This window comes from Streptococcus mitis, from assembly GCF_003942995.1.
Lineage (GTDB): Bacteria > Bacillota > Bacilli > Lactobacillales > Streptococcaceae > Streptococcus > Streptococcus mitis_CV.
On record NZ_RJOH01000001.1, the window covers coordinates 183,072 to 206,726 of the forward strand.

14 protein-coding genes are annotated in these 23,655 nt (G+C 42.8%); 12 read left to right on the forward strand and 2 right to left on the reverse strand.

What is annotated here, in order from left to right:
* Positions 1 to 6 precede the first annotated feature (6 nt).
* Complete coding sequence (locus D8836_RS01055; protein ID WP_225306564.1) at positions 7 to 729, forward strand: ABC transporter permease; 723 nt, start codon at positions 7 to 9, stop codon at positions 727 to 729.
* A 144-nt stretch (positions 730 to 873) separates the two neighbouring features.
* Here D8836_RS01055 and D8836_RS01060 read toward each other — a convergent pair whose 3' ends face one another.
* Entirely contained in the window at positions 874 to 966 is a 93-nt protein-coding gene (locus D8836_RS01060; RefSeq protein WP_050101940.1) for a type I toxin-antitoxin system Fst family toxin, read from the reverse strand.
* Positions 967 to 1,088: 122 nt separating this feature from the next.
* Here D8836_RS01060 and ruvB point away from each other — a divergent pair, with 122 nt between their 5' ends.
* The 8 genes from ruvB (at position 1,089) to glmS (ending at position 11,181) form a co-directional block, all read left to right on the forward strand.
* Entirely contained in the window at positions 1,089 to 2,087 is a 999-nt protein-coding gene (gene ruvB / locus D8836_RS01065) for a Holliday junction branch migration DNA helicase RuvB (protein ID WP_009014280.1), read from the forward strand.
* Entirely contained in the window at positions 2,068 to 2,640 is a 573-nt protein-coding gene (locus D8836_RS01070) for a nucleotidyltransferase family protein (RefSeq protein ID WP_094753246.1), read from the forward strand. The genes ruvB and D8836_RS01070 overlap by 20 nt, the downstream gene beginning before the upstream one ends.
* A gap of 345 nt (positions 2,641 to 2,985) precedes the next feature.
* A complete protein-coding gene (locus D8836_RS01080; RefSeq protein ID WP_004255202.1) occupies positions 2,986 to 3,744 on the forward strand; it encodes an isoprenyl transferase in 759 nt (252 codons plus the stop codon).
* Positions 3,745 to 3,752: 8 nt separating this feature from the next.
* On the forward strand, positions 3,753 to 4,556 hold the full coding sequence (locus D8836_RS01085; protein ID WP_000189852.1) for a phosphatidate cytidylyltransferase: 804 nt from the start codon (positions 3,753 to 3,755) through the stop codon (positions 4,554 to 4,556).
* Positions 4,557 to 4,577: 21 nt separating this feature from the next.
* On the forward strand, positions 4,578 to 5,837 hold the full coding sequence (gene rseP, locus D8836_RS01090) for an RIP metalloprotease RseP (RefSeq protein WP_004255204.1): 1,260 nt from the start codon (positions 4,578 to 4,580) through the stop codon (positions 5,835 to 5,837).
* Positions 5,838 to 5,849: 12 nt separating this feature from the next.
* Positions 5,850 to 7,703: a proline--tRNA ligase gene (locus tag D8836_RS01095; protein WP_125392886.1), complete on the forward strand. Its 1,854-nt coding sequence runs from the start codon at positions 5,850 to 5,852 to the stop codon at positions 7,701 to 7,703.
* Positions 7,704 to 7,801: 98 nt separating this feature from the next.
* Positions 7,802 to 9,181 carry a 6-phospho-beta-glucosidase gene (gene bglA, locus D8836_RS01100; RefSeq protein WP_125392887.1) on the forward strand — a complete coding sequence of 460 codons (1,380 nt, stop codon included), beginning with the start codon at positions 7,802 to 7,804 and terminating at the stop codon, positions 9,179 to 9,181.
* 191 nt (positions 9,182 to 9,372) lie between these two features.
* Positions 9,373 to 11,181 carry a glutamine--fructose-6-phosphate transaminase (isomerizing) gene (gene glmS, locus D8836_RS01105; RefSeq protein ID WP_125392888.1) on the forward strand — a complete coding sequence of 603 codons (1,809 nt, stop codon included), beginning with the start codon at positions 9,373 to 9,375 and terminating at the stop codon, positions 11,179 to 11,181.
* Positions 11,182 to 11,404: 223 nt separating this feature from the next.
* On the opposite strand, the gene D8836_RS01110 is transcribed toward glmS, so the two are convergent.
* Positions 11,405 to 15,301, reverse strand: coding sequence for a pullulanase (locus D8836_RS01110; RefSeq protein WP_125392889.1), 3,897 nt, complete (start codon positions 15,299 to 15,301; stop codon positions 11,405 to 11,407).
* A 449-nt stretch (positions 15,302 to 15,750) separates the two neighbouring features.
* On the opposite strand from D8836_RS01110, the gene rpoB reads away from it, so the two are divergent.
* The 3 genes from rpoB (at position 15,751) to ndk (ending at position 23,603) form a co-directional block, all read left to right on the forward strand.
* The gene (gene rpoB / locus D8836_RS01115; RefSeq protein ID WP_125392890.1) at positions 15,751 to 19,362 is read left to right on the forward strand and encodes a DNA-directed RNA polymerase subunit beta; all 3,612 of its coding nucleotides are present in this window, start codon (positions 15,751 to 15,753) and stop codon (positions 19,360 to 19,362) included.
* A gap of 32 nt (positions 19,363 to 19,394) precedes the next feature.
* Positions 19,395 to 23,072 carry a DNA-directed RNA polymerase subunit beta' gene (gene rpoC / locus D8836_RS01120; protein ID WP_185761572.1) on the forward strand — a complete coding sequence of 1,226 codons (3,678 nt, stop codon included), beginning with the start codon at positions 19,395 to 19,397 and terminating at the stop codon, positions 23,070 to 23,072.
* A gap of 108 nt (positions 23,073 to 23,180) precedes the next feature.
* On the forward strand, positions 23,181 to 23,603 hold the full coding sequence (ndk, locus tag D8836_RS01125) for a nucleoside-diphosphate kinase (protein WP_125392891.1): 423 nt from the start codon (positions 23,181 to 23,183) through the stop codon (positions 23,601 to 23,603).
* Positions 23,604 to 23,655: the final 52 nt, after the last annotated feature.

Genomic DNA, 23,655 nt, shown 5'->3' on the forward strand with positions numbered 1-23,655 from the left:
ATGTTGATGCTAGAATTGACTAAACTAAGAAGGCGAAAGATACTGTATATGATTCCCTTTGTAGCCATCCTGCTCTTTTTGTTAGAGTTTATGATTGGTCATCAGATTTATCAAGGGCATTCGTACGGTAGTGTGAATGGTTGGTATGTAGAAAATGGTTTCTTCTTTTTGAACTACTATTTTCTCCTCCCTTTTTCGAGCATGATTTTAGTGGATTTGATAAGAATAGAACAAGTGTCTAAAACGATTTCAAATCTCAGACTGATTCCTGTCGATTTGAAACAATTACTCCAAGCGAAGTTTATGCTTACTTTATTGATAAATCTACTAGTCAGTGAATTCACCTTTTTGGCTATGGTTGTCCTAGAGCTAATGGATGGTGATTTTGCTTTCTCTAGTCTTACAATTTTATCGTGGGGATTTGGTTATGGAGTAATTGCTTTTGCTTATACACTGTCTGCTGGCATTATTGTCCTCTTCTTAGGAAAATATCGGAAGGAACTTATTCTTGCCCTACCACTTGCCTTTTTATTGTCATTTGCAGGTTTGTTTACTTTAACAACGGTTGTTGGGAGATATTATCTGGCAAATTTACTACTAATCATCATGGAGGAATTCACGGTTTTAACAGTTTCTGTATATGCCGTGTGGCTGATTACCTTGGTGGCATGTCTCCTTTATTTGTTGGCAGATAAACGCATGATGAACATTATTTTTGCTTATAAATGAGAAGCTGAGTAGATGAGGATATAAAACTTTGACAAATTTTGTGAACTGTGGGATAATAAAAAGGAATTGAGTACTAGTTCTATATCATAGGCTAGAAAAGACCTCAAGCTAACTTCCACATTAAGCTTGAGGTCTTTTTTGACACTATTTGTCCTTGTTTAGCCATTTATCGACTAATCGAAGAACAACACCGACCACAATTGGTCCGATGATAGTTTTAAGGATTAGTTCCATCATGGGCTATCTTACTTCCTATCGCAGGCGATGAAGCAGTGATGTAGAATAAAGTGCTAAATTCGGGGGTCATCTAATCAGGTGGCTTTTTTGTTTGTGGCTTGGATTTTTGCTATAATAGAAACATGAGCAGAATTTTAGATAATGAGATAATGGGGGATGAGGAGTTAGTAGAACGCACGCTCCGTCCTCAGTATTTACGTGAATATATCGGGCAGGATAAGGTTAAGGACCAGCTTCAAATCTTTATCGAAGCCGCTAAAATGCGGGATGAAGCGCTGGATCATGTGCTCCTTTTCGGGCCTCCAGGTTTGGGGAAGACGACCATGGCCTTTGTTATTGCAAACGAACTGGGTGTCAATCTCAAGCAGACGTCGGGTCCTGTTATCGAAAAAGCTGGTGATTTGGTAGCGATTTTGAATGACTTAGAGCCTGGGGATGTCCTTTTTATTGATGAGATTCATCGCTTGCCCATGTCGGTGGAAGAGGTGCTTTATAGTGCTATGGAGGACTTCTACATTGACATCATGATTGGAGCTGGTGAAGGCAGTCGCAGTGTTCATTTGGAGTTGCCACCTTTTACCTTGATTGGTGCGACGACTCGGGCTGGTATGCTGTCAAATCCTCTACGGGCACGTTTTGGGATTACGGGGCATATGGAATACTATGCCCATGCTGACTTGACAGAAATTGTTGAGCGGACGGCAGATATTTTTGAGATGGAAATTACTCATGAGGCAGCTTCTGAGCTGGCCCTACGTAGTCGAGGTACTCCTCGTATTGCCAATCGCCTCCTCAAGCGCGTGCGCGATTTTGCCCAGATTATGGGGAATGGGGTTATCGATGATGTTATTACCGATAAGGCTCTGACCATGCTGGATGTTGACCATGAAGGTCTGGACTATGTGGACCAGAAAATTCTTCGGACCATGATTGAGATGTACGGTGGTGGTCCCGTCGGCTTAGGAACTCTTTCTGTTAACATAGCAGAAGAACGTGAGACAGTTGAAGATATGTATGAGCCTTACTTGATTCAAAAAGGTTTTATTATGCGGACACGGTCTGGACGGGTGGCGACTGCTAAGGCATATGAGCATTTGGGGTATGAGTACAATGAAAAATAAGAAAGAAATTCTAGAGGCTTTTGGAAAAAATCCAGATATGATGGCTATTCTGACTATCATCCGAAACCTGGAGTTGAAAGATTCGTGGTTGGCAGCAGGTTCTGTCAGAAATTTTATCTGGAATCTCTTGTCAGACAAATCCCCTTTTGACTGTGAAACAGATGTAGATGTGATTTTCTTTGATCCAAATCTTTCTTATGAGGAAACCTTGTCCCTAGAGAAAAAACTGCGAGAGGATTTTCCTCAGTACCAGTGGGAGTTGAAAAATCAAGTCTATATGCACCAGCACAGCCCTCATACTGCTCCCTATACCAGTTCCCGTGATGCCATGAGTAAGTATCCAGAACGATGTACGGCTGTTGGACTACGCTTGAATAAAAAATCCGATTTTGAACTCTATGCACCTTATGGTTTGGAGGATATTTTGAATTTTCAAGTTCGTCCAACTCCTCATTTTTTAGAGAATGAAGACCGAATGGAACTTTATCGAACACGATTATCCAAGAAAAATTGGCAGGAGAAATGGAAAAATTTGATTTTTAAAAATACTTAAGGAAACTTTAAGCTAGGAAGTGTATACTAAGTTCATAAGTTAAGAAGATCTTAACTTAAACTCCTAAAACTTTTTCATAATAATCTCCCTATAAAAAATAGAGTCGCCCAATCAGGCGACTTATTTTTTTGAAAAATGGGCTTTGTGCCTGAGAATAATACTCAATGAAAATCAAAGAGCAAACTAGGAAGCTAGCCGCAGGTTGCTCAAAACGCTGTTTTGAGGTTGCAGATAGAGCTGACGTGGTTTGAAGAGATTTTCGAAGAGTATAAATAGCTTAGTGATAGAAGAAAATAGGGAAATATGGTATAATGAAACGATAGATTTTTGAATAGGAATAAGATCATGTTTGGATTTTTTAAGAAAGATAGGGCTGTGGAAGTAGAGGTTCCGACACAGGTTCCTGCTCATATCGGCATCATCATGGATGGGAATGGTCGTTGGGCTAAGAAACGTATGCAACCGCGAGTCTTCGGACATAAGGCGGGCATGGAAGCATTGCAAACTGTGACCAAGGCAGCCAACAAACTAGGCGTTAAGGTTATTACGGTCTATGCTTTTTCTACAGAAAACTGGACCCGTCCAGATCAGGAAGTCAAGTTTATCATGAACTTGCCAGTAGAGTTTTATGATAATTATGTCCCGGAATTGCATGCGAATAATGTTAAGATTCAAATGATTGGGGAAACGGACCGCCTGCCTAAGCAAACCTTTGAAGCTCTGACTAAAGCTGAGGAATTGACTAAGAACAACACAGGTTTGATTCTTAATTTTGCCCTCAACTATGGTGGACGTGCTGAGATTACACAGGCTCTTAAGTTGATTTCCCAGGATGTGTTAGATGCCAAAATCAACCCAGGTGACATCACAGAGGAATTGATTGGCAACTATCTCTTCACCCAGCATTTGCCTAAGGACTTACGAGACCCAGACTTGATTATCCGTACTAGTGGAGAATTGCGTTTGAGCAATTTCCTTCCATGGCAGGGAGCCTACAGTGAGCTCTATTTTACGGATACCTTGTGGCCTGATTTTGACGAGGCGGCCTTGCAGGAAGCCATTCTTGCCTACAATCGTCGTCATCGCCGATTTGGAGGAGTTTAGGAGGAAATATGACACAGGATTTACAGAAAAGAACCTTGTTTGCAGGGATTGCCCTGGCTATTTTCCTACCAATTTTAATGATTGGGGGACTCTTGCTGCAGATAGCAATTGGAATCATAGCCATGCTAGCCATGCATGAACTTTTGAAGATGAGAGGTCTAGAGACCATGACGATGGAGGGCCTCTTGACCCTCTTTGCAACCTTTGCCTTAACCATTCCCTTGGAGAATTACCTGACTTTTTTGCCAGTTGATGGGAATGTGGTTGCCTATAGTGTTTTGATTTCAATCATGTTAGGAACGACTGTGTTTAGCAAGTCCTATACGATTGAGGATGCGGTTTTCCCTCTTGCTATGAGTTTCTATGTGGGCTTTGGTTTTAATGCTCTATTAGATGCTAGAATTGCAGGTTTAGATAAGGCACTATTAGCCTTGTGTATTGTTTGGGCAACAGACAGTGGTGCCTATCTTGTTGGGATGAACTATGGTAAACGAAAATTAGCTCCGACAGTTTCTCCAAATAAAACCTTTGAGGGTGCCTTGGGTGGTATTTTAGGTGCTATTTTAGTAACTATCATCTTTATGATGTTTGACAGAACAGTTGCTCTTCCGTATGGAATTTACAAGATGTCAGTCTTTGCTATTTTCTTTAGCATTGCTGGACAATTCGGTGATTTACTAGAAAGTTCGATCAAGCGTCACTTTGGTGTCAAGGATTCTGGGAAATTTATTCCTGGACATGGTGGTGTTTTGGATCGCTTTGATAGTATGCTACTTGTATTTCCAATTATGCACTTATTTGGACTCTTTTAATCAAAAGACGGAGGAAATACTATGCTCGGAATTTTAACCTTTATTCTGGTTTTCGGGATTATTGTGGTAGTGCACGAGTTCGGACACTTCTACTTTGCCAAGAAATCAGGGATTCTAGTGCGTGAATTTGCCATTGGAATGGGCCCCAAAATCTTTGCTCACATTGGCAAGGATGGAACGGCCTATACCATTCGAATCTTGCCTCTGGGTGGCTATGTTCGCATGGCCGGTTGGGGTGATGATACAACTGAAATCAAGACAGGAACTCCTGTCAGTTTGACTCTTGCTGATGATGGTAAGGTTAAGCGCATCAATCTTTCTGGTAAAAAATTAGATCAAACAGCTCTTCCTATGCAGGTGACCCAGTTTGACTTTGAAGACAAGCTTTTTATCAAGGGTTTGGTTCTGGAAGAAGAAAAAACATTTGCAGTAGATCACGATGCAACGGTTGTGGAAGCAGATGGTACTGAGGTTCGGATTGCTCCCTTGGATGTTCAATATCAAAATGCAACTATCTGGGGCAAACTGATTACCAACTTTGCAGGACCTATGAATAACTTTATCTTAGGTGTCGTTGTTTTTTGGATTTTAATCTTCATGCAGGGTGGCGTCAGAGATGTTGATACTAACCAGTTCCATGTCATGCCCCAAGGGGCTTTGGCCAAGGTGGGAGTGCCAGAAACGGCACAAATTACCAAGATTGGCTCACATGAGATTAACAACTGGGAAAGCTTGATTCAGGCTGTGGAAACAGAAACCAAAGATAAGACGGCCCCGACTTTGGATGTGACTATTTCTGAAAAGGGGAGTGACAAACAAGTCACTGTTACACCCGAAGAAAGTCAAGGCCGTTACCTTCTAGGTGTTCAACCGGGGATTAAGTCAGATTTTGTATCCATGTTTGTAGGTGGTTTTACAACTGCTACTGACTCGGCCCTCCGAATTCTCTCAGAACTGAAAAATTTGATTTTCCAACCGGATTTGAACAAGCTGGGTGGACCTGTTGCTATCTTTAAGGCAAGTAGTGATGCCGCTAAAAATGGAATTGAGAATGTCTTGTACTTCTTGGCAGTGATTTCCATCAATATTGGGATTTTTAATCTTATTCCGATTCCAGCTCTGGATGGTGGTAAGATTGTGCTCAATATCCTGGAAGCCATCCGCCGCAAACCATTGAAACAAGAAATTGAAACCTATGTCACCTTGGCCGGAGTGGTCATCATGGTTGTCTTGATGATTGCTGTGACCTGGAATGACATCATGCGACTCTTTTTTAGATAATCGAGGAATATTATGAAACAAAGTAAAATGCCTATCCCAACGCTTCGCGAAATGCCAAGCGATGCTCAAGTTATCAGCCATGCTCTTATGTTGCGAGCTGGTTATGTTCGTCAAGTCTCAGCAGGTGTTTATTCATACCTACCACTTGCCAACCGTGTGATTGAAAAAGCTAAAAATATCATGCGTCAAGAATTCGACAAGATTGGTGCCGTTGAGATGTTAGCTCCAGCCCTTCTCAGTGCAGAATTGTGGCGCGAATCAGGCCGTTATGAAACTTATGGTGAGGACCTTTACAAACTAAAAAACCGTGAAAAATCAGACTTTATCCTAGGTCCAACTCACGAAGAAACCTTTACAGCTATTGTCCGTGATTCTGTTAAGTCTTACAAGCAATTGCCACTCAACCTTTACCAAATCCAGCCTAAGTATCGTGATGAAAAACGCCCACGTAATGGACTACTCCGTACACGTGAGTTTATCATGAAAGATGCTTACAGTTTCCACGCTAACTATGATAGCTTGGACAGTGTTTACGATGAGTACAAGGCTGCTTATGAGCGTATTTTTACTCGTAGTGGTTTAGACTTCAAGGCTATCATTGGTGACGGTGGAGCCATGGGTGGTAAGGACAGCCAAGAATTTATGGCCATTACTCCTGCTCGTACAGACCTTGACCGCTGGGTTGTCTTGGACAAGTCAGTTGCCTCATTTGACGAAATTCCTGCAGAAGTACAAGAAGAAATCAAGGCAGAATTGCTCAAATGGATGGTCTCTGGTGAAGATACCATTGCTTACTCAAGTGAATCTAGCTATGCGGCTAACTTGGAAATGGCAACAAACGAGTACAAACCAAGCAACCGTGTTGTCGCTGAAGAAGAAGTGACTCGTGTTGCAACGCCAGATGTTAAGTCAATCGATGAAGTGGCAGCCTTCCTCAACGTCCCAGAAGAACAAACGATTAAAACCCTCTTCTACATGGCAGATGGTGAGCTTGTTGCGGCCCTTCTAGTTGGAAATGACCAACTCAACGAAGTTAAGTTGAAAAACCACTTGGGAGTAGATTTCTTTGATGTTGCTAGCGAAGAAGAAGTGGCGAATCTTGTTCAAGCAGGTTTTGGTTCACTTGGACCAGTTGGTTTGCCAGAGAATATTAAAATTATTGCAGATCGTAAAGTGCAAGATGTTCGCAATGCAGTTGTCGGTGCTAACGAAGATGGCTACCACTTGACTGGTGTGAACCCAGGCCGTGATTTTACTGCAGAATATGTGGATATCCGTGAAGTTCGTGAGGGTGAAATTTCTCCAGACGGACAAGGTGTCCTTAACTTTGCGCGTGGTATCGAAATTGGTCACATCTTCAAACTCGGCACTCGCTATTCAGCAAGTATGGGAGCAGATGTTTTGGACGAAAATGGCCGTGCTGTGCCAATTATCATGGGATGTTACGGTATCGGTGTCAGCCGTCTCCTTTCAGCAGTGATGGAGCAACACGCTCGCCTCTTTGTTAACAAAACGCCAAAAGGTGAATACCGTTACGCTTGGGGAATCAACTTCCCTAAAGAATTGGCACCATTTGATGTGCACTTGATCACTGTCAATGTCAAGGATGATGAAGCGCAAGCCTTGACAGAAAAACTTGAAGTAAGCTTGATGGGAGCTGGTTACGAAGTCTTGACAGATGACCGTAACGAACGTGTTGGTGTTAAATTCAGCGATAGTGACTTGATTGGATTGCCAATCCGTATCACTGTTGGGAAGAAAGCAGCTGATGGTATCGTAGAAGTGAAGATTAAAGCGACTGGTGATACCATCGAAGTTCATGCAGATAACTTGCTTGAAACGCTTGAAATTCTCAGCAAGAAATAAAAACTATAATCAGAAGAAAAACAAGGAAAAAATGTAACTAGTTTTTACCTTGTTTTTTCTATATAATGGGAAAAATGAGTAGATAAAGAGGTAAATGTATGCTAAGATTTCCAAAGGATTTTGTCTGGGGATCCTCTACTTCTGGACCACAAACAGAAGGACGTGTAGCTGGTGACGGTAAGGGAGATAATCTCTGGGATTATTGGTACCAAGTGGAGCCAAATCGTTACTATAATGGGATTGGTCCAGATAAAACATCAACATTTTATGAAAATTGGGAACAGGATATTGAGCTCTTGTTAGCGACTGGCCACACGGCCTTTCGGACTTCTATTCAGTGGTCACGGATTTTTCCACAAGGCTGTGGAAAAGTCAATCCTCAAGGTGTGGATTTTTATCGTAAGGTTTTTGAGGCTATTAAGGCTAAAGGGATTCGTCTTTTAGTCAATCTTTATCATTTTGATCTGCCTTTTGCCCTTCAAGAGGATGGTGATGGTTGGGAAAATAAGGCGACTGTCTCAGCCTATGAAAACTATGCTCGTTTTTGTTTTGAGACTTATGGAGATTTAGTGGATCAATGGATTACCTTTAACGAGCCCATCGTTCCTGTAGAATTTGGCTATTTTTACGATGCGCATTATCCACATAAGGTGGATGCAGAAGCAGCGGTTAAAGTAGCCTATCACACACAATTAGCCAGTAGTCGAGCGGTCAAGGCCTGTCATGAACTCTTGCCTGACTCTAAGATTGGGATTGTCTTAAACTTGACACCGGCTTATCCACGTAGCCAGCATCCTGCTGATGTCAAGGCAGCTCGCATTGCGGACCTTTTTCAGGCCCAATCTTTCTTAGATCCGTCTGTTTTGGGGACTTATCCACAGGAGTTGGTAGAAATCTTGCATGAACACGGTCTCTTACCTGATACCACAGAGGAAGAATTGGAGCTTATTCGTGACAATACAGTAGATTTCCTTGGTGTCAACTACTATCAACCTTTGCGAGTTATGGCACCTCGATTTGCTAAGAATCCAGAGAGTCCACTCTTGCCAGAACATTTTTACGAGCCATATGTTATGCCTGGACGTAAAATTAATCCTCACCGTGGCTGGGAAATTTATGAGCAAGGGATTTATGACATCGCCCAAAATATCAAGGAAAACTATGGCAATATCGAGTGGATGTTGACAGAGAATGGCATGGGTGTTGAAGGGGAAGAAAAATTCCGTCAAGATGGAATGATTCAAGATGATTATCGTATTGACTTTGTAAAAGGTCATCTTCGTGAACTTCACCGTGCCATTGAAGACGGAGCCAATTGTAGGGGCTACTTAATTTGGACCTTTATTGACTGTTGGTCATGGCTCAATAGCTATAAAAATCGCTATGGCTTGGTCGAATTAGACTTGGAAACGCAAGAACGTCGTCTGAAGAAATCAGGGCATTGGTTCAAGGAATTAAGCGATAATAATGGATTTTAAAAAGGACTCTGACTGATTATCCTAATTGGTCAGAGTTTTTTATTTATAAGAAGTTGATATGAACTATACCAATTTTTACTCTTGACAAGTGAAAGAAACAAGTATATACTGTTTTTGCTGATTCTATAAAAGAGGAATTAGACTATACCAATTTTAAGGAGAAAGCACAGCTGGTCTGTGTCGTATATACTATGTGTGGAATTGTTGGTGTTGTTGGGAACACAAATGCAACTGATATTTTGATTCAAGGACTTGAAAAGCTCGAATACCGTGGCTATGATTCTGCGGGGATTTTTGTTCTAGGTGGTGCTGAAAACCATCTAGTCAAGGCTGTTGGTCGTATAGCAGAATTGTCTGCCAAGACAGCTGGTGTTGAGGGAACAACTGGTATCGGACATACTCGTTGGGCGACTCACGGGAAACCAACGGAAGACAATGCTCACCCACACCGCTCTGAGACAGAACGTTTTGTTTTGGTGCACAATGGGGTGATTGAGAACTACCTTGAAATCAAGGAAGAATACCTTGCAGGTCACCACTTCAAAGGGCAAACAGATACGGAAATCGCCGTTCACTTGATTGGAAAATTTGCAGAAGAAGATAGCTTGTCAGTTCTTGAAGCCTTCAAAAAAGCTCTTCACATCATCCGTGGTTCTTATGCCTTTGCCTTGGTTGACTCACAAGATCCTGAAGTTATCTACGTAGCTAAGAATAAATCACCACTTTTGATTGGTCTTGGGGAAGGATATAACATGGTCTGCTCAGATGCTATGGCTATGATTCGTGAAACCAACCAATACATGGAAATTCATGACCAAGAGTTGGTAATCGTCAAGGCTGATAGTGTGGAAGTTCAAGACTATGATGGCAACAGTCGTGAACGTGCTAGCTATACTGCGGAACTTGACTTGTCTGATATCGGTAAGGGAACTTACCCTTACTACATGCTTAAGGAAATCGATGAGCAACCAACGGTTATGCGTAAACTCATCCAAGCCTACACAGATGAGGCTGGTCAAGTTGTCGTAGACCCAGCTATCATCCAGGCTGTTCAAGACGCAGACCGTATCTACATCCTTGCAGCTGGGACATCTTACCACGCAGGATTTGCTTCTAAGAAAATGTTGGAAGAATTGACAGATACACCAGTTGAACTTGGAATCTCATCTGAGTGGGGCTACGGTATGCCACTTCTCAGCAAGAAACCACTCTTCATCTTTATCAGCCAATCTGGTGAAACAGCGGATAGCCGTCAGGTTTTGGTTAAGGCTAATGAAATGGGAATCCCAAGCTTGACAGTGACAAACGTACCAGGCTCAACTCTTTCTCGTGAAGCTAACCATACTATGCTTCTTCATGCAGGTCCTGAAATTGCCGTGGCATCAACCAAGGCCTATACAGCACAAATTGCAGCCCTTGCCTTTCTTGCAAAAGCAGTAGGAGAAGCAAATGGCAATGCCAAAGCGCAAGCCTTTGACCTGGTTCATGAATTGTCAATCGTAGCTCAGTCTATCGAATCAACTCTTTCAGAGAAAGAAACCATTGAATCTAAAGTAAGAGAGCTACTTGAAACAACTCGCAATGCCTTTTACATCGGACGTGGTCAAGATTACTATGTAGCCATGGAAGCAAGTCTCAAACTTAAAGAGATTTCTTATATCCAGTGTGAAGGTTTTGCGGCAGGAGAACTCAAGCACGGAACTATTGCCTTGATTGAAGAGGGAACGCCTGTCTTGGCTCTCTTGTCAGATCCGGTCCTTGCCAACCATACTCGTGGAAATATCCAAGAGGTGGCAGCCCGTGGTGCCAAAGTTCTCACTATTGCAGAAGAAAATGTTGCCAAAGATACAGACGATATCGTCCTTACGACTGTACACCCTTACCTCTCACCAATCTCAATGGTCGTACCAACACAATTGGTCGCTTACTTTGCAACCCTTCACCGTGGACTTGATGTGGACAAACCACGTAACCTTGCTAAGTCAGTAACGGTAGAATAAGCTAAAAAAGTCTAGTTATCTAGGCTTTTTCTTGTGAGCAAACTAGGAAGCTAGCCGCAGGTTGTACTTGAGTACGGCAAGGTGAAGCTGACGTGGTTTGAATTTGATTTTCGAAGAGGCTTAATAAAAAATCCTAATCAAGTTTATTAGGACGACAAATATTGTAAAAAAATCAATCCCCCGAGCGTTAAGGCTTGGGGGATTGTTCTATAGGAGGGCTAGTTTAGTTCTCTTTTTTGTTTTTTAGCAAGAACCCGAGACCTAGAAGGGCAAGAAGACTAATTCCTGCAAACAGGAGTTTGTGATTGTTTTTGGTTCCTGTATTTGGAAGTTCAGCTTGTTTAGCTAGGGGAGCAGGTATATTATCCTTGCTAGAGTTTTCTACCGATTCGTTTTGAACTGCCTCTTTTACAGATGATGCTTGTGCTTCTTGTGCTGGTTGTTGAGCTTGTGAATCAGCTGTAGCTTGGCTAGGTTTATTTTCCGCATCAGCTACTTTTGTATCTGGTTTTGCAGAATCAGGTTTAGTTTGTGGAGCTGGATCTTGATGTTCCGGTTTGATTACTCGGTTTGACATATTGTCTTGGATATTATATTGTCCTTGTTCTTGTTTTAAGCTAGAAAGGTCAAATTCTGGTTTTTCTTCCACAGCTGGGGCGACAATTGCACCGCCTTGAGAGACTCGAAGAACAGTGGCAGTAAGGGCATTTAATTTCAAGCCTTTTTCAGTCCACTCAAGTCCTTTAGGGTTGGCAATTCCTACGGATCCTGCTTGGTTTTCATCTGCTAAAACTTCAGCATTTCTGAGGTGGGCAAAGGCAGTTCCCAAATTAAATTCACGAGCTTTTTCATCCGCATTGACAAAGACTGCGTAGATGTCTCCATTTGGAGCAGTGATTTGGTAGCCAATCACTACATCTTCTTTTTCCACACCATTTTGGCCTGGGACAGTGATGAGGTGGACACGGTCTTTGATATCTTTGAGGCTCTTAAGTCGAAAGGCATCTGTAGATTGACGAAGGGCAATCAACCCTTTCATATAGTCACGACTCTTGACATTTTCAGGATATGCTTTTCTATCTGTAGCTTTAGTCCAGTCAAACTTGTTGACAGCATCGCTAGAATCGTAAGAGTCATGGATGAAGTAAGGATAGTCAAATGGATTGCCGTCCTTATCACGCAATAAGTGAGATTTGTTTGGAACTTTGTCCTCTGCTACTGGAGTCTTGTAGGCTGGGTCACGGAATTGTTTGGTGCGACCATATTCCTGACCAGAGTGGATAAATGGAGTTCCTTGAGCTGTCAAGACCATGAGGTTTCCAAGTCGCAAACGACGATGGATTTCAGCATAGTTCTCAGCCTTGCTTGGGTCTTTTTTGATAGACTGGGCAATGATATCAAAGAGGGTCAAGTTATCATGGGCTGCGATGTATTGGATGACATCTCCAGGGCTGTCAGCTTCAAAGTTGGTTGGTTGAGCAATGAGATTTTTGAAGATGGTGTTGATATCACGCTTGCCACCTGTGATAAAGGCAGGTTGGCCTTCGTTTGGATAACCAGACTTGAGGTTGTTACGGATGTCATCTGAAAAGACAGCGACAGTATCGGTATGTTTCATCCAATCTTGGTCAGCAGCTTTAGTAGGCATGTTTTCATCACCAGCATAGGTTCTCCAACCTTCACCAAGCATGATGAGGTTTGGATTGAGGGCGCGTGCAGCCTTGTACGCTTCTTCGATAGAAGCGGCATCATGGTCTCCCATCATATCGAAGCGGAATCCATCTACTTTGTAGGTATCAACTAGATATTTGATAGAGTCAACTAGGAGTCGTTTGGTCATATGGTGGGTTGTTCCCAAGCGTCCACCACCAAAGCTAGTGCGAGGTGTCCCATCAGCATCCATAAAGTGGTAGTAGTTTGGTTCTAAATCTTCAAAGAGATCGACCTTGGCTGTATGGTTGTAAACTACGTCCAGGATAGCTCCCATGCCACGTTTGTGGATTTCGTTGATGAGGTTTTTAAATTCTGCGATTCGTTTTTCTGGATTTTTAGGATCGCTTGAGTACATACCAGTCAATGAGAAGTAGTTTTGAGGGTCATATCCCCAGTTATAGTTGCTGTTGCTTGAAGCATAGTCAGACAAGCGTTCATGGTTTTTCAATTCATTGACAAAGTAGTAAGACAAGACTGGAAGGAGCTGGATGTGGGTCACACCCAAGTCTTTGAGGTAGTCTAGTTTTTCGATAAAGGCTTCAAAGGTACCAAATGGTTTGGTCAAGTCTTTTGCAATGGCAGGATCTGAAGTGAAGTCACGCACATGAGCTTCGTAGATAACGGCATCTTCACGAGTCTTGAAGTTGTGAATCTTACCATAAGTTAAGTCTTGAGGTCCTAGTTTGGCTGGATCTACAAAGGCAGCTTTAGCCACTTTATGGGCATCGTCAATCTTGGCATCGTCACTATTCCAAGCAGCGAGGGACTTAGCGTAAGGATCGAGTGCAAGAACAGTTTTACCCTGACGCTCGATTTGGTATTGATAATAGTATCCAGTGAAATCTGTGATTCCTAATTTGTTTGTGCTATCTAGAGTTTGTTTCCAAGTTCCTCTTTCCCCTTTTTCAAGAGCGACAGTTCCAACCACTTTTTCAGGGTTATTCTTGTCGTAGACAACGACAGAAACCTTATCAGCACTTGGTGACCAAAGGGTCAAATCAACTTGTTTTCCTTCTTCTTTGAGGTCGGCTCCAAGTTTACCATCATAGCTGTATGTCTCATCTTTCAGACGCCAGCTTGTTTTGGTAGTGAATTGGTCAGCGTTGTATCTCACGGTATAAGGATGTTTTGTGTCAGAGAAATCTCCGCTGTAGGTCACTTTCTTACCAGCTTCATCGATTGAAACATCGGTGATAGCTACTTTATTTCCTAGGTGATTAGTGATGTTGGAGTGTTTGAGGATATCTTCTTTTTTAGCACCGACAAGTGTTGAAAAACTACTCTCAATGCTAGAAGTGCCTACGTGTTGGGCTCCTGTCATACGGATATCATGGACATAGTATGGATTTGTGTAAATCGATTCATCATCGTCTTTTAGGAAAATTTGGCTATGATTTTTTAAATCTGTGAACTTATAATCTTCTTTACGGATTTTCACATCGTCTCCTTGTTTGTTTCTGTCTAGTAATAAAAATCCAAGGTCTTTAGCTGCATCTTTGAGTGGAATATCGATATAGCGACCATATTTGCCTGTAGCCGTAAAGTCTGTTCCGTTAGGCCATTCACCACTACTTGGCTCTTTCACATCTCCCCAGTACCAGAGAGACTTTTTATCATAGTTGCCATCTGTGCGGTAGTAGTTGACGCGAATAGTTCCTGCAGGTTGTGGCTCGTAAGAGAAAACCTTGTGATCTTGGTCCAACCAAGCCTCATTCATCTTTGGTGCCAGTTTTTCTACCGATTTATCGCCGGTCAGATTTTTCCCAGCTGTATTATTGATGAGGAAGCTAATTTTCTTGGCTTGCTCTCCCTTTAATTTGATATCTAGGTAATAGCCATAGTCATCTTTTTTGGCATCCTTGAAGGACAAGGCTCCGTTTGGCCAATTTTCAGATGGTTTTTCAACATCGTCCCAAGTCCATAGCCCTTGAGAATCCTTGTTTTCTTCAGGAAGCTTTTTGACATGGATACGGAAGTAGTTGTCTTCTATTGGCTCTTCTGCCTTAGTTTCAGTCGTTACTGGACTCGTAGAAGTAGTTGGTTCACTTGAACGATCTTGTCCGGTTTGTGGGGCTGAATCGGCTGGAGTTGCAGCAGGAGTGGGTACCTCTGTTGCAGGTTTTTCTTCTGTTTTCTTTAGGGAAGCGTTTGCATTTTTAGGCGAAGAAATATCACTTTCGTTTTTACCAGAGTTAACTGCTGTATCAGTAAGAGGTTGAGCAAGGGCAGTAGTAGTTTCATTATCAGTTCCCTTATTGCTTGTAGTACTTTCGTTGGCTGAGATAGTTGGTGTGGCCATGGCAAGCAGAACAAGGCTTGCTCCAATAAGGACAGAACCAGTTCCATTTTTGAGGGAACGGATGCTGTAAACTATTTTTTTCTCAGTGTGAGATGGTGTTCTTTTCATAATCAATCTCCTATAAATGAATTTCTCTATCAGTATAGCACTTAGTAAAATAATATGCAAGCGTTTTCCTAAAATTAAACTAAAAGAAGAATCGCAACAAATTTTGCTACGATTTAGCCAGTCTTTCTTATAGGAAAAGAATTTGTCAAAAAATCGTTAGTCCCCTTGAAAAATCTAGCTAAATAGGGTATAATGTAAATAATCATTTGTCGTAGGTTTTGTCTGAAATATTGTCCAGACAAGGCTCACAGCAGTTAAATCTTCTGAAAAAGTCAGATTTAGCTGCTCTTTTTGTGCTTTTTTTCAGGATTTTGAGTACTTGTAACAAAGACTTAAAGATTCTGAAAATTTTATCAAAAGGACACGGTGATAGGGGTTTTTAAAACCATATGACGATTAGAAAAGCCTGATCGACAAGGCTTGGAACTTATTTACAAAGGAGAATCATCTTGGCAGGACATGACGTTCAATACGGGAAACATCGTACCCGTCGTAGTTTTTCAAGAATCAAAGAAGTTCTTGACTTACCAAATTTGATTGAAATTCAAACTGACTCATTCAAAGATTTCCTAGACCACGGTCTTAAGGAAGTGTTTGAAGATGTATTGCCAATTTCAAACTTCACAGACACAATGGAGTTGGAATTTGTTGGATATGAAATCAAGGAACCAAAATACACGCTAGAAGAGGCTCGTATCCACGATGCTAGCTACTCAGCACCAATTTTTGTAACCTTCCGCTTGATCAATAAAGAAACAGGCGAAATCAAAACTCAAGAAGTTTTCTTTGGTGATTTCCCAATCATGACAGAAATGGGTACTTTCATCATCAATGGTGGTGAACGTATCATCGTATCTCAGTTGGTCCGCTCACCAGGTGTTTACTTTAACGATAAAGTTGATAAAAACGGTAAAGTGGGCTACGGTTCAACTGTCATCCCTAACCGTGGAGCTTGGTTGGAACTTGAAAGCGACTCAAAAGATATTGCCTACACTCGTATCGACCGTACTCGTAAGATTCCATTTACGACCTTGGTTCGTGCGCTTGGTTTCTCAGGAGATGATGAAATCTTTGATATCTTTGGGGACAGCGAATTGGTTCGCAACACTGTTGAAAAAGATATCCATAAGAACCCAATGGACTCTCGTACCGACGAAGCTTTAAAAGAAATATACGAACGCCTTCGTCCGGGTGAGCCTAAGACTGCTGAAAGCTCACGTAGCTTGCTTGTGGCTCGTTTCTTTGACCCACGTCGTTATGACTTGGCAGCAGTTGGTCGTTACAAAATCAATAAAAAACTCAATGTTAAAACACGCTTGCTTAACCAAACTATTGCTGAGCCATTGGTAGACCCTGAAACAGGAGAAATCTTGGTAGAAGCTGGAACAATCATGACTCGTAGTGTGATTGAAAGTATTGAAAGCCATTTGGATGGTGATTTGAACAAGATTGTTTACATTCCAAATGATGCAGCGGTTGTAACTGAGCCAGTTGTTCTTCAAAAATTCAAGGTTGTTGCTCCAACTGATCCAGACCGCGTTGTAACGATCATCGGTAATGCTAATCCAGATGATAAAGTTCGCATCGTAACACCTGCAGATATCTTGGCTGAGATGAGCTACTTCCTTAACTTGGCTGAAGGACTTGGCCGTGTAGATGATATCGACCATCTTGGAAACCGTCGTATCCGTGCGGTTGGTGAATTGCTTGCTAATCAAGTACGTCTTGGACTTTCTCGTATGGAGCGTAATGTCCGTGAACGTATGTCTGTTCAAGATAATGAAGTCTTGACACCACAACAAATTATTAACATCCGTCCTGTCACAGCTGCAGTTAAAGAATTCTTTGGTTCATCACAGTTGTCACAGTTCATGGACCAACACAACCCGCTTTCTGAGTTGTCTCACAAACGCCGTTTGTCAGCCTTAGGACCTGGTGGTTTGACACGTGACCGCGCTGGATATGAAGTTCGTGACGTGCACTACACTCACTATGGTCGTATGTGTCCAATCGAGACACCTGAAGGACCTAACATCGGTTTGATCAATAACTTGTCATCTTACGGACACTTGAACAAATATGGTTTTGTTCAAACACCATACCGTAAGGTTGACCGTGAAACAGGTGTTGTTACTAACGAAATCGTTTGGTTGACAGCCGATGAAGAAGATGAATTTACTGTAGCACAGGCTAATTCTCGTCTGAATGAAGATGGAACATTTGCTGAGAAAGTTGTCATGGGACGTCACCAAGGGGTCAACCAAGAGTATCCAGCTAATGTTGTTGACTACATGGACGTATCACCAAAACAGGTAGTTGCTGTTGCGACAGCATGTATTCCTTTCTTGGAAAACGATGACTCCAACCGTGCCCTCATGGGAGCCAACATGCAACGTCAGGCTGTGCCGTTGATTAATCCAAAAGCACCTTACGTTGGTACTGGTATGGAATATCAAGCAGCCCACGACTCTGGAGCGGCTGTGATTGCTCAGTATGATGGTAAAGTTACTTACGCAGATGCTGACAAGGTAGAAGTTCGTCGTGAAGATGGTTCATTGGACGTTTACCACATCCAAAAATTCCGTCGTTCAAACTCAGGTACTGCCTACAACCAACGTACGCTTGTTAAAGTTGGCGATGTCGTTGAAAAAGGCGATTTCATTGCTGACGGACCTTCTATGGAAAATGGAGAAATGGCGCTTGGACAAAACCCAATCGTTGCCTACATGACATGGGAAGGTTACAACTTCGAGGATGCCGTTATCATGAGCGAACGCTTGGTTAAAGATGATGTCTACACATCTGTTCACCTTGAAGAATACGAATCAGAAACGCGCGATACAAAGCTTGGGCCTGAAGAAATTACTCGTGAAATTCCAAACGTTGGGGAAGATGCCCTTAAAGACCTTGACGAAATGGGTATTATCCGTATCGGTGCTGAGGTTAAAGAAGGGGATATCCTTGTAGGTAAAGTAACACCTAAGGGTGAGAAAGACCTTTCAGCTGAAGAACGTCTCTTGCACGCTATCTTCGGAGATAAATCTCGTGAAGTGCGTGATACTTCTCTTCGTGTACCACACGGTGCCGATGGTGTCGTTCGTGATGTTAAGATCTTTACACGTGCAAATGGAGATGAATTGCAATCAGGTGTTAATATGCTGGTTCGCGTCTACATCGCTCAAAAACGTAAGATCAAGGTCGGAGATAAGATGGCCGGACGTCACGGAAATAAAGGGGTTGTCTCTCGTATCGTTCCTGTAGAAGACATGCCTTACCTTCCAGATGGAACTCCAGTCGATATCATGTTGAACCCACTTGGGGTGCCATCACGTATGAATATCGGTCAGGTTATGGAGCTTCACCTTGGTATGGCTGCTCGTACTCTTGGTATTCACATCGCAACACCAGTCTTTGACGGAGCAAGTTCTGAAGACCTTTGGTCAACTGTTAAAGAAGCTGGTATGGATAGCGATGCCAAAACAATCCTTTACGATGGACGTACTGGGGAACCGTTTGATAACCGTGTTTCTGTCGGAGTCATGTACATGATCAAACTCCACCACATGGTTGACGATAAATTGCACGCGCGTTCAGTAGGACCATACTCAACTGTTACCCAACAACCACTCGGAGGTAAAGCTCAGTTTGGTGGACAACGTTTCGGTGAGATGGAGGTTTGGGCTCTTGAAGCCTACGGTGCATCAAATGTCCTTCAAGAAATCTTGACTTATAAGTCTGACGATATCAACGGACGTTTGAAAGCTTATGAAGCCATTACAAAAGGAAAACCAATTCCAAAACCAGGTGTTCCAGAATCCTTCCGAGTTCTTGTCAAAGAATTGCAATCTCTTGGTCTTGACATGCGTGTCCTAGACGAAGATGACCAAGAAGTGGAACTTCGTGACTTGGATGAAGGAATGGACGAAGATGTCATCCACGTAGATGACCTTGAAAAAGCCCGCGAAAAAGCAGCACAAGAGGCTAAAGCAGCCTTTGAAGCTGAAGAAGCTGAGAAAGAAGCAAAAGCGGAAGCAACAGAAGAAGCTGCTGAACAAGAATAAGCAGTTCACTTAGAATAGAAAGGGAAGAAATAGTGGTTGATGTAAATCGTTTTAAAAGTATGCAAATCACCCTAGCTTCTCCAAGCAAAGTCCGTTCATGGTCTTATGGAGAAGTCAAAAAACCTGAAACAATCAATTACCGTACCTTGAAACCAGAACGTGAAGGACTCTTTGATGAAGTTATCTTTGGTCCTACAAAAGACTGGGAATGTGCTTGTGGTAAGTATAAACGCATTCGTTACAGAGGAATTGTTTGTGACCGTTGTGGGGTTGAAGTAACGCGTACAAAAGTTCGTCGTGAGCGTATGGGACATATCGAATTGAAAGCTCCTGTATCTCACATCTGGTACTTCAAGGGGATTCCAAGCCGTATGGGCTTGACCCTTGATATGAGCCCTCGTGCCCTCGAGGAAGTTATCTACTTTGCGGCTTATGTGGTGATTGATCCAAAGGATACACCACTTGAGCACAAGTCTATCATGACAGAGCGCGAATACCGTGAGCGCTTGCGTGAGTATGGTTATGGATCATTCGTTGCTAAAATGGGTGCCGAAGCCATCCAAGACCTATTGAAACAAGTAGATCTTGAAAAAGAAATTGCTGAACTCAAAGAAGAGTTGAAAACAGCGACTGGACAAAAACGTGTCAAAGCCATCCGTCGTTTGGATGTTTTGGATGCCTTTTACAAGTCTGGAAACAAGCCTGAATGGATGATTCTCAACATCCTTCCGGTTATTCCACCAGATCTTCGTCCAATGTTGCAGTTGGATGGTGGTCGTTTTGCCTCATCTGACTTGAACGACCTTTACCGCCGTGTTATCAACCGTAACAACCGTTTGGCTCGTTTGCTTGAGTTGAATGCACCAGGTATCATCGTTCAAAATGAGAAGCGTATGCTTCAAGAAGCGGTTGACGCTTTGATTGACAATGGTCGTCGTGGTCGTCCAATCACAGGACCAGGTAGCCGTCCACTGAAATCATTGAGCCACATGCTTAAAGGTAAACAAGGACGCTTCCGTCAAAACTTGCTTGGTAAACGTGTTGACTTCTCAGGACGTTCAGTTATCGCCGTTGGTCCAACTCTTAAGATGTACCAATGTGGTGTGCCACGTGAAATGGCAATCGAGCTCTTTAAACCATTCGTGATGCGTGAAATCGTTGCGCGTGATATTGTGCAAAACGTCAAAGCAGCTAAACGCTTGGTCGAACGCGGAGATGAGCGTATCTGGGATATCCTTGAAGAAGTTATCAAAGAACACCCAGTGCTTTTGAACCGCGCACCGACCCTTCACCGTTTGGGTATCCAAGCCTTCGAGCCAGTCTTGATTGATGGTAAGGCCCTTCGCTTACACCCACTTGTCTGTGAAGCCTACAATGCTGACTTTGACGGAGACCAAATGGCCATCCACGTACCGCTTTCAGAAGAAGCCCAAGCAGAAGCTCGTATCTTGATGCTTGCTGCTGAGCATATCTTGAACCCGAAAGATGGTAAACCAGTTGTTACTCCATCTCAGGACATGGTTTTGGGTAACTACTACTTGACTATGGAAGAAGCTGGTCGTGAAGGTGAAGGAATGGTCTTCAAAGACCGTGACGAAGCGGTTATGGCTTACCGTAATGGTTATGTTCACCTTCACTCACGTGTTGGTATCGCAACAGACAGCCTCAACAAGCCTTGGACAGAAGAGCAAAAACACAAGGTATTGCTTACAACAGTTGGTAAAATCCTCTTCAACGACATCATGCCAGAGGGTCTACCATACTTGCAAGAACCAAACAATGCCAACTTGACAGAAGGCGTTCCAGCTAAATACTTCTTGCCACTTGGTGGAGATATCAAGGAAGCTATCAGCAAACTGGAACTTAACCCTCCATTCAAGAAGAAAAATCTTGGAAATATCATCGCTGAAATCTTCAAACGTTTCCGTACGACAGAAACTTCTGCCCTACTTGACCGTATGAAGAACCTCGGTTACCACCACTCAACTCTTGCAGGATTGACAGTGGGTATTGCCGATATCCCAGTCGTTGATGACAAGGCTGAAATCATTGAAGAATCACACAAACGTGTAGAACAAATCACAAAACAATTCCGTCGTGGTATGATCACAGACGACGAGCGTTACAATGCTGTTACAGCTGAATGGCGTGCTGCCCGTGAAAAACTAGAGAAACGCTTGATTGCCAACCAAGATCCTAAGAACCCAATCGTTATGATGATGGACTCTGGAGCCCGTGGTAACATCTCAAACTTCTCACAGCTTGCCGGTATGCGTGGTCTGATGGCGGCTCCGAACGGACGTATCATGGAATTGCCAATCCTTTCAAACTTCCGCGAAGGTTTGTCAGTACTCGAAATGTTCTTCTCAACTCACGGTGCCCGTAAAGGTATGACCGATACGGCCCTTAAGACAGCCGACTCAGGTTACTTGACTCGTCGTTTGGTTGACGTTGCCCAAGACGTTATCATTCGTGAGGACGACTGTGGAACAGACCGTGGTCTCTTGATCCGCTCTATCGCAGAAGGAAAAGAGATGATCGAGTCTCTCGAAGAGCGTCTCAATGGTCGTTACACTAAGAAAACTGTTAAACATCCAGAAACTGGTGCAGTGATTATCGGTCCAAATGAGTTGATTACAGAAGACAAGGCGCGTGAAATTGTTAATGCTGGTGTGGAAGAAGTGACTATCCGCTCTGTATTTACATGTAACACTCGTCATGGTGTCTGCCGTCACTGTTATGGTATTAACTTGGCGACTGGTGATGCGGTTGAAGTTGGTGAAGCAGTTGGTACAATCGCTGCCCAATCTATCGGGGAACCTGGTACACAGCTTACAATGCGTACCTTCCACACGGGTGGGGTTGCCTCAAATACCGATATCACTCAGGGTCTTCCTCGTGTCCAAGAAATCTTTGAAGCCCGCAATCCTAAAGGGGAAGCGGTTATCACAGAGGTTAAAGGACAAGTTACAGCTATCGAAGAAGATGCATCAACTCGTACTAAGAAAGTCTTTGTTAAGGGTGAAACTGGCGAAGGTGAATACGTCGTTCCATTTACAGCTCGTATGCGTGTCGAAGTTGGGGACCAAGTAGCGCGTGGTGCTGCTCTTACAGAAGGTTCTATCCAACCAAAACGTCTCCTTGCAGTTCGCGATGTCTTGTCAGTTGAAACTTACCTTCTCGGTGAAGTACAAAAAGTTTACCGTAGCCAAGGGGTAGAAATCGGTGACAAACACATCGAGGTAATGGTTCGTCAAATGATCCGTAAAGTCCGTGTCATGGATCCAGGTGACACAGATCTTCTCATGGGTACCCTCATGGATATCAATGACTTTACAGATGCCAACAAAGATGTCCTTATCGCAGGTGGAGTTCCAGCGACAGGTCGCCCAGTTCTTATGGGAATTACCAAAGCCTCACTTGAAACAAATAGTTTCTTGTCAGCGGCTTCCTTCCAGGAAACAACTCGTGTCCTTACAGATGCAGCTATCCGCGGTAAGAAAGACCATCTCCTTGGACTTAAAGAAAATGTTATCATCGGTAAGATCATCCCAGCAGGTACTGGTATGGCCCGTTACCGTAACCTTGAACCACATGCTGTCAACGAAGAAGAATACCGTAATCCTCCAGTAGAGGAAGAAGGAAATGAAGAAACAACAGAAGTAGTTGTGGATGCTGCCGTTGAAACTGTGGAAGAAACAGTAGAATAAAAGAGAATGAGAGAGCCTTCGGGTTCTCTTTCTCTTTTCTGAAAATTTTCTCCATTTTTCCATGAAATGTGGTAAAATAAAAGAAAGAAGCTGACAAAGGAGACAAGTATGGAACAAACATTTTTTATCATTAAACCAGACGGTGTAAAAAGAGGATTAGTGGGTGAGGTGTTGAAACGTATCGAACAACGTGGATTGACAATCGAAAAATTGGAGTTGCGTACAAAGGTTTCAGAAGAGTTAATTGACCAGCACTATCAGGACTTGGTTGGCCAAAGTTTTTACCCACCGATTCGTGAATTCATGACTTCAGGACCAGTTCTTGTGGGCATCATTTCTGGTCCCAAAGTAATCGAAACTTGGCGGACCATGATGGGGGCAACTCGTCCAGAAGAAGCTTTACCAGGAACTATTCGAGGTGATTTTGCAAAAGCTGCTGGAGAAAACCAAGCTATTCAAAATATTGTACATGGATCAGATTCAGAAGAGTCAGCTAAGCTAGAAATTGCTCTTTGGTTTGAAGAGAAATAATAAAAGTTTGATGTAAGGGATACTTGCATCAAACTTTTTTGCATTTTAGAGT

Excerpts from the sequence above, each read along its gene's own strand:
- D8836_RS01055 (WP_225306564.1), top strand. The coding sequence starts at position 7 with ATGCTAGAATTGACTAAACTAAGAAGGCGAAAGATACTGTATATGATT.
- D8836_RS01060 (WP_050101940.1), bottom strand. The coding sequence starts at position 966 with ATGATGGAACTAATCCTTAAAACTATCATCGGACCAATTGTGGTCGGT.
- ruvB (WP_009014280.1), top strand. The coding sequence starts at position 1,089 with ATGAGCAGAATTTTAGATAATGAGATAATGGGGGATGAGGAGTTAGTA.
- D8836_RS01070 (WP_094753246.1), top strand. The coding sequence starts at position 2,068 with ATGAGTACAATGAAAAATAAGAAAGAAATTCTAGAGGCTTTTGGAAAA.
- D8836_RS01080 (WP_004255202.1), top strand. The coding sequence starts at position 2,986 with ATGTTTGGATTTTTTAAGAAAGATAGGGCTGTGGAAGTAGAGGTTCCG.
- D8836_RS01085 (WP_000189852.1), top strand. The coding sequence starts at position 3,753 with ATGACACAGGATTTACAGAAAAGAACCTTGTTTGCAGGGATTGCCCTG.
- rseP (WP_004255204.1), top strand. The coding sequence starts at position 4,578 with ATGCTCGGAATTTTAACCTTTATTCTGGTTTTCGGGATTATTGTGGTA.
- D8836_RS01095 (WP_125392886.1), top strand. The coding sequence starts at position 5,850 with ATGAAACAAAGTAAAATGCCTATCCCAACGCTTCGCGAAATGCCAAGC.
- bglA (WP_125392887.1), top strand. The coding sequence starts at position 7,802 with ATGCTAAGATTTCCAAAGGATTTTGTCTGGGGATCCTCTACTTCTGGA.
- glmS (WP_125392888.1), top strand. The coding sequence starts at position 9,373 with ATGTGTGGAATTGTTGGTGTTGTTGGGAACACAAATGCAACTGATATT.
- D8836_RS01110 (WP_125392889.1), bottom strand. The coding sequence starts at position 15,301 with ATGAAAAGAACACCATCTCACACTGAGAAAAAAATAGTTTACAGCATC.
- ndk (WP_125392891.1), top strand. The coding sequence starts at position 23,181 with ATGGAACAAACATTTTTTATCATTAAACCAGACGGTGTAAAAAGAGGA.